General features: G+C 73.4%; 6 protein-coding genes and 2 pseudogenes. 5 read left to right on the forward strand and 3 right to left on the reverse strand.

Translation table 11 applies throughout. The annotated features are described in order from the left end of the window. Positions 1–185: 185 nt before the first annotated feature. Positions 186–1,418 (reverse strand): annotated as a pseudogene (locus ACGFIZ_RS13525) (globin domain-containing protein); the annotation flags it as partial. 149 nt (positions 1,419–1,567) lie between these two features. Between ACGFIZ_RS13525 and ACGFIZ_RS13530 the strand changes: the two are divergent. Beyond that, on the forward strand, positions 1,568–2,065 hold the full coding sequence (locus ACGFIZ_RS13530; RefSeq protein ID WP_393418992.1) for an RrF2 family transcriptional regulator: 498 nt from the start codon (positions 1,568–1,570) through the stop codon (positions 2,063–2,065). A 75-nt stretch (positions 2,066–2,140) separates the two neighbouring features. On the opposite strand, the pseudogene ACGFIZ_RS13535 reads toward ACGFIZ_RS13530, so the two are convergent. Then, a pseudogene (locus ACGFIZ_RS13535) lies at positions 2,141–2,254 on the reverse strand (hypothetical protein); the annotation flags it as partial. A gap of 396 nt (positions 2,255–2,650) precedes the next feature. Between ACGFIZ_RS13535 and ACGFIZ_RS13540 the strand changes: the two are divergent. Then, a complete protein-coding gene (locus ACGFIZ_RS13540) occupies positions 2,651–4,837 on the forward strand; it encodes a glycogen debranching N-terminal domain-containing protein (protein WP_393418993.1) in 2,187 nt (728 codons plus the stop codon). 10 nt (positions 4,838–4,847) lie between these two features. On the opposite strand, the gene ACGFIZ_RS13545 is transcribed toward ACGFIZ_RS13540, so the two are convergent. Next, the gene (locus ACGFIZ_RS13545; protein ID WP_393418995.1) at positions 4,848–5,300 is read right to left on the reverse strand and encodes a hypothetical protein; all 453 of its coding nucleotides are present in this window, start codon (positions 5,298–5,300) and stop codon (positions 4,848–4,850) included. 398 nt (positions 5,301–5,698) lie between these two features. Between ACGFIZ_RS13545 and ACGFIZ_RS13550 the strand changes: the two genes are divergently transcribed. The 3 genes from ACGFIZ_RS13550 to ACGFIZ_RS13560 are packed head-to-tail and all read left to right on the forward strand — an operon-like array spanning position 5,699 to position 12,854. Continuing rightward, complete coding sequence (locus ACGFIZ_RS13550; protein ID WP_393418997.1) at positions 5,699–6,556, forward strand: DUF4132 domain-containing protein; 858 nt, start codon at positions 5,699–5,701, stop codon at positions 6,554–6,556. Then, positions 6,553–11,613: a hypothetical protein gene (locus ACGFIZ_RS13555; RefSeq protein ID WP_393418999.1), complete on the forward strand. Its 5,061-nt coding sequence runs from the start codon at positions 6,553–6,555 to the stop codon at positions 11,611–11,613. The genes ACGFIZ_RS13550 and ACGFIZ_RS13555 overlap by 4 nt, the downstream gene beginning before the upstream one ends. Before the next feature lie 50 nt (positions 11,614–11,663). Continuing rightward, entirely contained in the window at positions 11,664–12,854 is a 1,191-nt protein-coding gene (locus ACGFIZ_RS13560; protein WP_393419001.1) for an AAA family ATPase, read from the forward strand. The last annotated feature ends 54 nt before the right edge of the window (positions 12,855–12,908 follow it).

Consider the following 12,908-nt stretch of genomic DNA (forward strand, 5'->3'; position numbering starts at 1 on the left):
CGGTACAAGCTCACCACCTGCGGCGTTACTGCCGAAAGTCAGGCCGACCGGCGCACGGGCGCACGGGTTCCCGGCAGGCTGGCCGGCGGCGTGGATCCTGCGTACGAGTCGATGGAACTGACCGCCGACCCGACCGGTGGTGGGACGGAGCACCCCACCACCGGTTGCCGACCGGCCGCGGAGGATCAGTGCCGCTCGTCGCGGAGCATGCCGGGGCCGAACACCTCGTACGCGATCCGCTCCGCCGGCACGCCCCGGCGCAGCAGGCCGCCCCGGACGATGTTCATGAACGGCAGCGGCCCGCAGAGGTGCACGTGGGCGTCGGAGGAGAGCGGGATCAGCGCGGGGTCGACGCGGCCGCCGGCCACCTCCGCGGTCAGCCCGCCCAGCTCGGCGTCGGTGACGTCCTCGTACCACAGGGCGATACGCAGGTTGGGCAGCGCGGCGTGCAGGCGCGGCAGTTCGCCGCGGAACGCGTGCGCCGCGCCGGCCCGGTCGGCGTGCACCAGCACCACCGGGCGCTGCGGCGCGGTCGCGGCAAGGTGCTCCAGCGCGGCCATCGCCGGGGTGAGGCCGATGCCGGCGCTGACCAGCAGCAGCGGGCCCTCCCCGGCGACCGCGCTGACCTCGCCGAAGGGCGGGCTGAGCCGGAGGATGGCGCCCTCGGTCACGTGCTCGTGCAGGAAGGTGGAGACCATGCCGTCGGGGGCGCCGCCGGTGCCGCGTACCCGCTTGACGGTGATCCGCCAGTGGTCGGCCCCGGGCCGGCCGGAGAGGCTGTACTGCCGGATCTGCTGGCCGCGACCGCCGTCCAGGTCGACGGCGACCGAGGCGTACTGGCCGGGGACGAAGCTGGGTGCCGGGCCGCCGTCGGCCGGGACCAGGGTGAACGAGACGACGTCCAGCGCCTCGGCGACCCGGCCGGTGACCCGCCAGTCCCGCCAGACCGTCTCGCCCTCGGCGAGCCCCGCCCCGGCGTAGAGGCGGGCCTCCCGGGCGATCAACTCGCAGGCCAGCAGCCAGTACACCTCGTCCCAGGCCGCCGCGACCTCGGGGGTGACCGCGTCGCCGAGCACCTCGCCGACGGCGGCGAGCAGGTGCCGGCCGACGACCGTGTACTGGCCGGGGGTGATGCCGAGGGAGGCGTGCTTGTGCGCGATCCGGTCCAGCACCGGGCCCCACGGCATGTCGCTGCCGCCGGTCAGGTGTTCCGCGTACGCGACCACGGCCGCCGCGAGCGCGGCCTTCTGCGCCCCCGTCCCCTGGTTGCCCCGGTTGAAGATGTCGAGCAACTCCGGATGGGCGTCGAACATCCGCTGGTAGAACCGGCCGGTGATCGCCTCACCGTGCGCCTGCACGGCGGGCAGGGTCGCCGTCACCACTGCTGCTGAGGACCCCGAGAGCACGACGTGCCTCCTTCTTCGCTGAACCGTTCGGTCCCCGCCAGCAAAACAGGTATTTCAGATACCTCTTCAGGGCCGAAGGTCCCGGATCGGGGGTCAGGTGGATCACAGGCCCGGCCCGCCGGCCCGTGGTGGACGGCTTCCGTGCCGGTTAGGGTCGATACGTGAAGCTCAACCGGGCCACCGACATGGCCCTGCGGATCGCCATGCTCACCGCCGCGAGCCAGCGGCGCATGACCGTGGACGAGCTGGCCGGCCAGCTCGCGCTGCCCCGCAACCACGTCGCGAAGGTGGTGCAGCGGTTGCAGCGGCTCGGCGTGCTGGTCACGATCCGGGGCCGCGCCGGTGGGGTCGCCTTCGCCGAGGGCGGCCACGACGTCACGGTCGGGCGGGTGGTCCGGACGTTCGAGGGCGAGGACGAGGTGGTTTCCTGCGACGAGACCGCCTGCCCACTGCGTACGGCCTGCCGGCTGCGGGGCGAGCTGCGCCGGGCCCGGGACGCCTTCCTCGCCGTGCTCGACGGGGTGACCCTCGGCGGCCTCGTCGACGGGCCGACCGGCCCGGTGCTGCTCGCCCTCGGCCTGCCCCGCGCCCGCCCCGCCCCCGACGCCCCGCCGTCGCGCGCCGACGCCCCGCAGGGGGCCGCACCCGGCACGACCTGACCGGCGCGCATGCAGCGCGGGTGGCAGCACCTGGCGGACGGTGCTCTTGAACACGGTGCACATGTCGATCGCCACCGCCCGGACCTGGTCGCGCCACCCTTGCGGGCGGGCGGTCAGCCAGCCGGTGACCGCGGCGGTGGTCCGGCCGTCGACCTGGGCGAGCAGACCGTGTCCGCTGGACAGATCCACGAAGCCGACGTGCCACCGGTCTGCGGTCGTGGCCCACGAGCCAGCCTGCTCGTCCCAGGACCAGCGGAGTTTGCCCGGCGGCCCAGGTGGGCTTGGGCATCAACCGGCAACTCGGGAGAGTCACACACAGGCAACCCTCGCCGACCCCGCCGTGCGGACCACCCCACTCAAGCCCGAACAGAAGGCCATCTACGAGTCACTTTCCGTCCAGCCGCCACCCCGGGTCACCGCCTCCGACCCCGCGTAGCCAAGGTCAACGAGAGTGTCGAGGGCGTGGACGGTAGCAAGGTCACGTACAACTCCTAATCCTTGCAGATTATTTGGCGGCGTGATGGGGATGCGCCTCAGGTGGGTGAGTTGGAATTTCGGGACTCCCCGTCGAACGGAGGTGTTGTCGTGGCTGCTATCGGCCGTCGAGCGACCCCGGCGGACCCCACCCCGCATCTGACGCCGGAAGATCAGATCCCCGCCCGGCTGGTGCGCAGCCTTCCGCCCGAGTTGGGGCCGAACGCGGTCGCGGTGCTGCAGGCGCATACGTTCATGTATTCCGACGTGGTCGGCAATGTCTCCGCCGGGTCGATCGGTGGCTTGGTACACGACGACACCCGCTTCGTTGATCGGTGGGAGTTGACCCTCAACGGGGCGCCGCTGATGGTGCTGCGCTCTGGTCAGGAAGAGCCGTCCGCGGCGGCGTTCTTCCTGACCAACCCGGAGTTGCCCGGTCTGCCGGCGAACCACGTCGGGGTGCGCCGGCAGCGGTTCGTCGACGGGGGCCTGCACGAACGGATCGGGTTGCAGATTTTCACTGGTGAGCCGGTGCCGATCGAGCTTCGACTGACGGTGGGGACCGACTTCGCGGATCTCTTCGAGATCAAGGAGACGGTCCGAGACCGGTCGGCGCAGATCACCCGCGCCCACGCGTCGGACGGCTCACGGCTGGTGTTCACGTATCGCAATGACACGTTCGAGGCACGCACGGTGGTGGAGGCTCATCCGGCAGCCAGCCGGGTGGACGGCGACGCGCTGGTGTGGGACCTTCGCTTGGCGCCGGGCCAGGAGTGGGAGTGCGAGGTACACGTGCCGCTGCGGGCGCGGCCGGAGGAGTTGCGCCCGCCATCCCGACCATTCGACGAGGTCTTCGGTCGCGGCGCGACTGACCGGCGCGCCCAATGGCGGGCCATCCTGCCCAAGCTGTGCAGCGACAACGAGATGCTGCATCGCACATGGGAACAGGGAGCGATGGATCAACTCGCCATACAGATCGAGGTACGGCGCCTGCGCCAGCCAGGCATCTTTCCTGCTGCTGGTACGCCCTGGTTCCTCACCCTGTTCGGCCGGGATACGTTGATCACCGCCTACCAGCTCATCGGCAGTGGTCCACGGTTGCCGCGGGAGGCCTTGCAGTCACTCGCCGGGGAGCAGGGCAGAAAGGTCGACGAGTTCCGCGACGAGGAGCCGGGCAAGATCCTGCACGAGATCCGCAGCGGCGAGTTGACCCAGCTCGGCATCAAACCGCACAACCCCTACTACGGGACCGCCGACGCCACCCAACTCTGGCTGATCCTGCTGTCGGAATACTGGCGCTGGACCGGCGAAGACGAATTCGTCCGCGGGCTGCGCGACAACGCGTACGCGGCGCTGCGGTGGATCGACGAGTACGGCGACCTCGACGGCGACGGCTACGTCGAATACGCCACCCGCTCACCGCAGGGGCTCGGCAACCAATGCTGGCGCGACTCGTGGGACGGCATCCGGTTCGCCGACGGGTCGATCCCCGTGCTGCCGATCGCGACCTGCGAAATTCAGGGCTACACCTACGACGCGAAACTCCGGCTGGCCGAGCTCGCCGACGGCCCACTTCAGGACCCGGAACTCGCCCGGCGGCTGCGTGCCGCGGCGGACGAACTGCGCGACCGGTTCAATCGGGACTTCTGGATCGACGATCGGGGTGGCTACTACGCCGTCGGCCTGGACGGCGACAAACAGCAGATCGACTCGATGACCTCCAACATGGGCCACCTGCTGTGGAGCGGCATCGTGCCCCCCGACCGCGCCGCCGTCATCGCCCGCCAACTGATGTCCGAGGACATGTTCTCCGGCTGGGGCGTACGGACCACCTCCGCCGCCGAACGCGGCTACAACCCGATCGGCTACCACACGGGTACCGTCTGGCCGCACGACAACTCGATCATCGCCCACGGACTCGCCCGCTACGGCTTCCGCAAAGAAGCCAACCGAATCATCCTGGCGATGCTGGAAGCCGCCACGTTCAGCAACTACCGGCTGCCCGAAGCGTTCTCCGGCTACGACCGATCGCACAGCAGGGCTCCCGTGCCCTACCCCACCGCCTGCAGCCCACAGGCCTGGTCCGCCGGGGCACCCATCCTCTTCAACCGCATCCTGCTCGGCCTCGAGCCCCGCAACGGCCAACTCACCCTCGACCCTGACATCCCCGAACAGATCGGCCGGATCACGCTGACCAACACGCACGCCTTCCTCAAGCTGTGGAACCTAGAAGCTCGCGGCACCCAGGGACACATACGCCCCTCCCCGGAAGAGTTCCACTTCGCGCCGGAACCATAATCGTCGGCTTCTACAGCGGTGGGTACCAGCTGCTGCGAGGTCGCCTCGAAGATGGCGGCAGTTGCTCGCCGGGTTCGAGTTCCTGGTCCAGCCGGGCGATTTCGACCGGGTGCTCGAACTGGACCCGGAGCACGTCGACGCGAGGCTGAACCAGGGTTAAGTAGTCGGTGAAGAACAGGTTGCAGTAGTTCGGCACGAGATCGGGCGAACGGACCATCGCGACCACCGCCCAGGCCACCAACGCGCCGTAGCCGATCCAGGCCGGCACCGGGAAGAGCGCGGCACCCAGCCGCTGCCAGCGCACCGGCGCCAGGTCGACCGGCGCCTGCTCCGGGGTGGCGATGAAGCCCAGTTCGTCCAGGGCGGCGAGGACGTGCTCGATGTCGGCGCTCTCGCCGCACTCCGCCTGGTACCACCGGTCCACCTCGCGCGGGGTGTCCCCGGCCGCCAGCCGGCGGACCACCTCGGCGTCGTCCGGCGGGAAGATCCCGTACGAGTCGATGTCCGGCCGGCCGATGGTGACCTCGTCCCCGTCGGCGAGAGGTACACGAGGGGATGGAGGACCACCCGGCGCCGCGATCGGCCGCGCCGGTGGGGATGGCCTGCGGTTGCCCAGGTATGACCTGGATCACTTCCCCGCCTGCCATCGGGCCGCCGCCGGACCGTGCGCGGCGCACCCCGAATCGGTCGGACCTGCGGCTTCCGAGGGTTCGGCTTTTCCTCGTCGCCGGCCCCGACCCCGGTACGCCCACCGACGGATCCCTGTCGTGTCGGTCACTACTGTTAGCGTGCGCTGCGTTGTTGATCGTGGCCGATTCATCGCGAAATCTGGCTAATTTGCCACTGCGGAGGGTATTCCTGATGGGCTGGCTACCGGTGGGAGACTCGTACGAGATCTCCCTCGTGGACGGAAAGGTGGCGGCCCGGTCCGTCGGCCCGCGGGCCACCGGCCGTCCCCTGAAGACCCTGCCGAAGGCGCTGCGGGACGACCCCGAGGTGGACCGGTTGCGCCAGCTCGCCCAGTGGCTGGACCGGCACGCCGCCGAGTGCCTGGCCCGGGTCGACGCCTGGGTGGTGTCCTCGCTGCCGGTGCCGACCGGACTGCTGGCCCGGGTCTGGCCGGACCCGGCCTGGCGGGACGCGCTGCACGACCTCGTGGTCCTCGGGGACGACCCGGCCGAGCCGGGCTTCCTGCGGGACGTCACCCACACCGGTGACCTGCGCGTGGTCAACCTCGACGGGGAGACCGTCCGGCTCTCGCCGGCCAACGCCACGCTGCCCCACCCGGTGCGCCTGACCGACCTGGCCGACCTTCGCGATTTCGCCGACGAGCTGGACATCACCCAGCGGGTCGAGCAACTGCACCGGGGCACCTGGGGCAAACCCGCCGACCTGAAGGACCGGGACACCACCGTCACCGACTTCCGGGGCACCACGGTCCCCAACCGGCTGGCCGCCCGGGCCGCCACGCTCGGCTTCCGGGTCTCCGGCTCGCAGGTCAGGTGCCGGGTCTGGGATGCCGGCCGCACGGTCGAGGCGGCCATGTGGTTCGACGAGGACTACTGGGACTCCGAGGCGACGCTGGGCACCCTCTCCTGGTCGGTCGTGGACGGACCGACGCTGCGGTTGACCGACGTCGGGCCGGTGGCCTGGTCGGAAGGAATGCGGATGGCGACGGCCCTGTCCGGCGCCGTGACCGGAACGGGGAAGAAGGCATGACCGGGATGACGACCGTGTCGGGCGAGGACTCGGCGGAGAGCCTGCTGACCGCCGGCGCGGTGCTGCCGACCGACGCCACCGGGACCGGCGACCGGGCGGTGCCGCTCACCGCCCGCACCTACCGGCACCCGGCCCTCGACGACCGGCCGGTGGTCCGCCTGGTCGACGCCGCCCTCGGCGAGGGCGAGGACATCGCCGTCGGGTTCCTCGGCCTGAGCCCGGACGCCGAGCCGGCCGTCGTCGGGCTGGGCCCGCGGCGCCCGTTGGCCTTCCCGGAATGGGTGCTGGTGCACCACCCGGCCGACGGCCGGCACGCGCTGGCGGTGGTGCCGGAGCTGCAGAAGCTGGCCAAGCAGGTACGGTCGCGGCCGAAGGCCGCCCTGGACGGGCACCAAGCCGTCGCCGACCGGTTCGCCCGCACGCTGCCGCACTTCCTGCCGACGTTCTACGAGCAGGCGGCGCGGGTGTTCCTGGCCGCCGGGCAGGACACCTACGCGACGCAGCTGTTCAACAAGGCGCGCAAGGCGGAGGCGCAGCACGGCCTGCCGGTCGACCTGCACCGGCTGGACGAGGTCTACCTGGAGTTCGCGTCGGCCAGGGTGGTGTCCGCGACCGCGTTGGCCGGCTACGCCAAGGAGCTGTCCGCCCAGTTGCCGGCCGGCGAGGCGCTGGACCGGTTCTGCCGGCTGGCGCTGCGGGCCTCGGCCGCCGGCGTGGTGCCGTCCGCGCAGGCGGCCACCGCCGTGAACCGGCTGGTCCGGGCCGCCGCCAAGGCCGCCGGTAGGGCCGGTGCCGCCGCCGTCGCCGACCGGGAGGCGGCCTACCTGACCGAGCTGCTCCGGCTGCCCGTGGCCGCCGAGACGCCGGCCGGCTGGTGGAAGGCGCACCTGCCGGCGGTGACGGCGCTGACCGGCCGCGACCCGGCGATCCGCGGCAGCCTGCTCGACCTGATGCCCGCCGACCGGAACAACCTGGTCCCGTGGCTGGCCCTGTTGACCGACACCGGCGCGCTCGCCGGACTGTTCGACCCCGACGTGCCGGACGCGGCCCGCCCGCAGGACGGCTCCGTCGGTTGGCTGCGCCGCTTCGTGAGCCGGGCCAACTCCGGCCACCACCGCCGCCGCGTGCCGCAGCTGTACCCACTCGTCGAGCGGATGGCCGACCGGCTGCGCGCCGAGCTGGCCGACAGCGGCGAGACCCTGGCCGCCGACGGCGACCTGGACCTGCTCGACCTGCTGCTCGCCCTCGACCTGCCGGTGGCCCCGCCGAAGGAGCGCGACACCCTGGACCTGGCGCACTGGGTCAAGGTCGAGGGAGAACGGGATCTGCTCGCCGTGGCCGGCGACGACCGGTTCGCCGGGGCCCTGCGCCGGGGCCTCGACCAGCTCGACGACCAGCAGCAGGCCCTGCGCCGGCTGGTCGGGACGCCGGGCATCCGGCCGTTGCTGACCGACTGGCTGCGGGCCCGGATCCGCGACCGGTTCGCCGCCGGGCTGCCGTACCTGCCGGAGTCCGTGAGCTGGCTGGGCAAGCTCCCGGTCGAGGCGCTGCGCCTGGTGTTCGACGACCTCGACCGGCCCGGCGACGCCGGTCAGGGCGGCGACCTCGGGCGCGCCCTCGGCGTCGACCTCGCCGATCGGGTCGCCCGCAGCCTGCGCGGCGGGATCATCGACGAGTTGGGCTGGCCGGACTGGGAGCTGGCCTGGCAGGAGGTGACCGGCGGCGACCACCGGGTCGAGGTGACCCGGCAGGAAGCCTGGCCGTACGTGATCCTGGGCGGGCCGACCACCGTGCGGGTGCTCGGCGCCGACGGCATCGTGCTCCGCCACGACCTGCGCATCCCGGCCGGCGACGTGTGGGGCCGGCCCGGCTACCAGTACGTCGACGGCCACCTGCTGGTCTGCTGGCATTCCAAGGCGCTCGGCTACAACCTGTGCGGCTACTGGCACTCGTCGCCCGATGAGGCGCAGCCCGTCCACGGCAACCACCACGGCAGCCAGCCGCGCGCGAACCAGATCACCCTGCCGCTGCCCGGCGGCGGGCGGACCACCGGCGGCGGCGTGCTGCACGCGGGTGACACCACCCTCCCGGTGGAGCTGCCGGTCATCACCGACGGCACCTCCCACTGGGTCTACCGCCGCGGCGAGAACGACGGCGAGCACGGCTGGCGAGAGTACGACCCGGCCGGCAACACCCACGGCCGGCGCAGCCTGCCCCGGTTCCTGGCCGACCTACCGGTCGCCGAAAGCCACCTCAAGGAGTCGGCCAGCTGGCTGCGGCCGGCCCTGTCCGACCGGGCCACCCCGGCCGCCGTTCCGGTGGACGGCCTGCTCGGCTGGCGCGTGGTCACCCTGCCGGACGGCTCGGTACGCGGTGAGGACCTGGCCGGTCGTACCGTCACCGTGGCCCCCGGCCAGGAGCCGATCGCGGCGCTGGTGCTGCCCGGCGACGACCGGCCGCGGGCCGTCCTCAAGGGTTTCGCCCTGGTCGACCCGGACGGGGTGGTGTCGGCCGCCGCCGGCAGCCGAAGCTACACCCCCGACGCGGTTCCGCTGCCGGGGCAGCGGTTCCTCGGTCACCTGCTGCCCCGGGACCCGGCCGGCTCCGCCGCCCTGCGCCGGATGGACCGGGACACCGCCGCCGCGCTGTTCAAGGCCGCCCTCGACGAACGTCGCGCCGCCCTGGCCGAAGCGGCCGCGCGGGCCGCGGCGCAGACGGCCGCCCGCTTCCGGTCGCCCACAGCCGCGCAGGCCGTCACCGGTCGTCACGCCGCCGTCGCGGCGTCCCTGGTCGGCGCGCCGGCCGGCGCCGCCGGCTCCGGACCGTCCACCACGGGCGACGAGGGCGACAGGGACGAGCTGGTCGAGCTGGTCCGCTCGATGTTGCCGACGGTCAGCCACGACGCGGTGCTGGCCGGGGTGGCCGGGGCGCTGCGGCTGGCCGCCCGGGTACGCACCGACCTGGACGCGGTGACCGAGCGGCTCACCAGGGCGCTGTCCGCCCCGAAGGCGGCGCCGGTGGCCACCGCGACCGGACCCACCGACGAGCAGCTCAACGCGGCGCTGGACGGCCTGCGCGGCACGGTCTACGGAGGAAACCGCTCGCCCCGTGCCTTCACCCAGTTCCAGGCGTTCACCGCCCAGCGCTCCGCCACCACGGGGGGCGAACCCGCCGTACGGCTGCACCTCGACGGGCCGTCGCTGCCGAACGCCCTGGACTGGTCGCGCGTGCTCGGCGGCGTCGCGGCCGTCGCCTACCGGGCCGCCGCGGCGGTCACCCCGGACGAACACCGGGAGACGCTGCGCGCCCTGCTCACCGAGCTGGACCGGCTCGACCTGGGCGCGGCGGCCGAGCCGGCCCGGTGGCGCCGGTTCACGCTGCACCTGCTGGACAGCGAGCTGGACAACCCCGACGGCACGCGCCGGTACGTCACGCCGGGCATCCTGCCGCTGCCCGACGGGGCGTTCATCGCCGTCCTGGACTCCGGCGGCACGGCCACCGGCCACTCCTTCGACGCGCTGTACCACGACCCGGCCGGCGTGTTCGCCGTGCCCGAGCCGTACACGGTACGGTCCTCGGCGCCGGTCGGCGACGAGCGGCCGGCCGGCTGGCTGGCCGGCTTCCTCGAAGCGTGGGCCGCACGCGGCCCGCTGCCCTGGCGGCCGGAGGCGGCCGAGCAGTTCGCCGAGCTGACCGGTGTCACCGCCACCGCCGCGAAGCTGGTGCTGGCCGGCATGCCGTACGCGGACTCGGCGGGCACCGTGCCGACCGAGCTGCGCAGGGCGCTCGGCATCAGGCAGGTCGGCGAGGTCAAGCTGGCCTTCGGTGTGCTGAAGGAGGCCAGCGCGCCGCTCCGGCGGGCCGTGCTCTCGGCGCTGCTGCCGGCCGACCCGGCCCGGCTGTGGACCGACGGTCCGGACGTGGCGGCCGCCGCGGCGGTCTGGAACGCCGCTCTGGGACGCCGGGTGGTGGTGCCCGAGCAGCTGCTCGCCGAGGCGGTGCGCGCGATCCGCACCGGCTGGGACCCCGCGAAGGCGCTGCCGGCGCTGCTCGACCCGGCCCGCTCGGTCGAGCTGAGCACCGACCTGGGCTTCGAGATCAATGGCGACCGGGCCGGGCAGGTCGACGACCGGGCAACGGGCTTCACCGGCGAGGTGCTGCGCTCCACGGTCGCCGTGGCGGCCTGGGTCGCCCACCACACGCCGGCCGGCGACCCGTGCCGGGCCGCGCTGCCGGCCGCGCTGGCCGTGATCCGGGACCGGCTGACCAACCCCGGCCTGCTGCTCGACCTCGACCAGTACGTCTCCCTGCCCGCGTTCCGCCAGGTGGCGGGCACCCCGTCGGAGACCGGCCCCGGCTGGGAACGGTACGGCGCCATCGTCCTGGCCACCTACGACAGCCAACCGTCGCCCGCGCTGCGGCCGGACCTGCTCGACGCCGAGGGGACGGACCCGTACCTGCCGGCGCTGCGGGAGGACGCGGCCAAGCCGTACCCGATGGAGGTGGCGCTGCGCCTGGTCCGCGACCCGCGGTTCGCGGCGCTGCTCGGCGATCCGGGGGAACCGGACGGCGGCGCGCGGGCGGCGGACGGGACCTGGTGGCCGCAGGATCCGACCCGCTCGGTGTCCGATCTCGTTGCCGAGGTGGCCGGGGAGCACGGCCTGGGCGCCGACGCCGCGGCGGTGTACCTGATGCTGCTGGCCATGCCGGACCCGACCGACCGCAACACGGCGAAGTGGACCGGTTGGAGGCCGGCCCGGCTGAAGGCCGCCCGCGCCGAGCTGGCCGGCACCGACCTGGTCGTCGAGGCCAGCCGGCCCCGGGCCGGCCGGTCGCTGTTCCTGCCCGGCCCGTGGCTGGAACGCCGCGGCGGGCACGCGCCGATCGAGGGCTGGAAGGTCGCCCTGTTCGACTCCGCGCCGGACGGTACGGCCGGGCTCGGCGTGACCGTGCCCTTCGAACCGGCCGCCGACCTGTACCGGCGGGCCTGGCAGCGCCTCCGCGACGGCGACCGGCCCCGCTTCGACAACCTGCCCACCCGCGGCGCCCGCCGCTGACCCCTGCCCCGAACACCCCTTCCGAGCCAGAGAGATCGAGGAACACACCCGTGACCGTGACGGAACACGTCCGCCCCACCGCGGCACCGGAGACCCCCGCCCAGGTCCTCTCCGCCGAACAGCGGTACGCCGACGAGCTGGCCTTCCTGGCCGCGTACGACGACGGCGCCCGGCCGCCGGGCTGGGCGCTGACCCCGCGCGCCGTGGTCACCTTCGTCCAGGGCAGCGACGGCGAGGCGTTGACGCTGCCCGCCGACCGGCGCACCGGCCCGGACGGCACGGAGCTGCCGGCCAGCATGACCATCGCGCCGAAGTTCGTCGGCGAGCGGAGCCTGGTCGAGCGGTGCGTGGTCACCCTGGCCGGTGAGCGGGGCCTGCTGCTGGTCGGCGAGCCCGGCACCGCCAAGTCGATGCTGTCCGAGCTGCTGGCCGCCGCGGTCTGCGGCACCAGCGCGCTGACCGTGCAGGGCACCGCCGGCACCACCGAGGACGCCTTCCGGTACGGCTGGAACTACGCCCTGCTGCTCGCCCAGGGTCCGACCCCGCAGGCACTGGTCGACTCGCCGGTGCTGACCGCGATGCGCACCGGCCGGGTGGTCCGGATCGAGGAGGTCACCCGCTGCCTGCCCGAGGTGCAGGACGCGCTGGTGTCCATCCTGTCCGACCGGCGGATGAACGTGCCGGAGCTGGCCGGCACCGAGGGCGGCCTGATCCGCGCGGTGCCCGGGTTCACCGTGATCGCCACCGCCAACCTGCGGGACCGGGGCGTGTCGGAGATGTCCTCGGCCCTCAAGCGCCGGTTCAACTTCGAGACCATCCACCCGATCGCGGACGCGGAGACGGAGACCGACCTGGTCCGCCGGCAGGCCACCGCCGCCGTGCGGCGCGCCGGCGCGGCGTACGCGGTGGACGACGCGGTGCTGGACGCCCTGGTCACCGTGTTCCGCGACCTGCGTTCCGGCCGGTCGGGCGAGGGCTGGGACGTGGAACGGCCCGGCACGGTGATGTCCACCGCCGAGGCGGTGCAGGTGGCGGTGTCGCTCGGCCTGTCCGCCGCGTACCTGCCCGGTCAGGACGCGCTCGACCTGGTGCCCGGGCACCTGCTCGGCGTGGTCCGCAAGGACGACCAGAACGACCACGCCCGGCTGCTCGGCTACTGGGACGGCCCGGTGCGCCGCCGCGCCGAGGACGGCTCCGCGATGTGGCGCCGGCTCTGGGACCTGCGGGAGAGCCTGCGTTGAGGACCCCATCCAGCACATCGACCGGTGCGGCCTCGCCGCCCGCCGGTCCGTCGA

Origin of the sequence: Micromonospora sp. NPDC048830 (assembly GCF_043198215.1) — a bacterium.
GTDB lineage: Bacteria > Actinomycetota > Actinomycetes > Mycobacteriales > Micromonosporaceae > Micromonospora.